Genomic DNA, 1137 nt, shown 5'->3' on the forward strand with positions numbered 1-1137 from the left:
TTACTAAGCCGAAACAAAGTAACCGGACATGCGTCACGCCGCGTAACGGACTGACGGATGACGAAACATGGATCGGACCAACGCCGGAATTCTCTGCAACGAGTGCAGAACTGCTCGAACACGCTGCTTGAGATGTCCGGGACCTTTGATAGCAAGCTTGCCGATCTTGTGATGCTTGAGATAACCCCATACGAGTTCGTCCGGATTCAGGTCCGGCGAGTAAGCCGGCAGGAAGAACAGACAAAGGCGGTCATCCGATTCTGCGGCAAGCTTGCGGATCGCTTTGCAACGATGAACCGGATGACCATCGGCGATCAGGAAGACGGGAGCATCGGCGTTAAGTATCAGTCGCCTGACGAAGTCAACGTACACCGGGATCTTGAAGCTGCCTTCAAAGCACATGAAACGGAGTTGGCCCCGCGGACTGATCGCCGAGATCAGGTTCACTTTGAAGCGCGCGCCGGTGGTTTCGACCACCGGTGTCTGACCGATCGGTGCCCAGGTCGTGCCGCTGTGGTAGTCCGAGCGCACCGTCGATTCGTCGACGAAGAAAATCTGAGCCCCACAGCGTTTGGCCTGCCTGACAATCGCCGGATATTCGTCCCGCATCCATGACTCGACCAGTTCTGGGTCGCGTTGGTACGCGCGCGCCAGCGGCCGCTGGGGTGAAAGCCCGAGCTTCCTGAGCAGCCGACCGACCGATACCTCGGAGAGCCTGACGTTGAAACGTTCGCGAATCAACTCCCGCACCATGTCTCGCGTCCACAACGCAAACTCGAACTTCATTTGCATCGGATTCTTCGTTGTGACCGTCTGATAGACAAAGCGGATCGCTTCGGACGACAGCTTCATTGGCCGGCCCGGAATAGACTTGGCTCGTAACGCTTCAATACCTCCTTCGCGCCACGCCGCCAACCACTCGTAAATACGCGGCCTCGAGAAGCCCAGCGTGCGAATCACGTCCTCTGGCGACTCGCCAGCTTCGACTCGCTTGACCGCGCGGATCCGCATCTCTTCCAGCGTTGCATGTGAAAGCTGTCGGCCGTCGTCCTCGCGCATCTCGCCTCTCCCCAAGCCCCTTTAAGCTTAGACCATGGTGTCGATTTATGTTCGCTTACTTATGCACTAGTTAGTAAG

The 1137-nt window shown here is 57.3% G+C and carries 1 protein-coding gene; it reads right to left on the reverse strand.

Annotation, left to right across the window (positions count from 1 at the left end):
* Positions 1-33: 33 nt before the first annotated feature.
* Complete coding sequence (locus tag P0D89_RS53205; RefSeq protein WP_408366379.1) at positions 34-1059, reverse strand: IS630 family transposase; 1026 nt, start codon at positions 1057-1059, stop codon at positions 34-36.
* Positions 1060-1137: the final 78 nt, after the last annotated feature.

Source organism: Paraburkholderia sp. RL18-085-BIA-A (assembly GCF_046027075.1).
Classification (GTDB): Bacteria; Pseudomonadota; Gammaproteobacteria; order Burkholderiales; family Burkholderiaceae; genus Paraburkholderia.

Coding starts and splice junctions, on each gene's coding strand:
- P0D89_RS53205 (WP_408366379.1), bottom strand. CDS start 1,059: ATGCGCGAGGACGACGGCCGACAGCTTTCACATGCAACGCTGGAAGAG.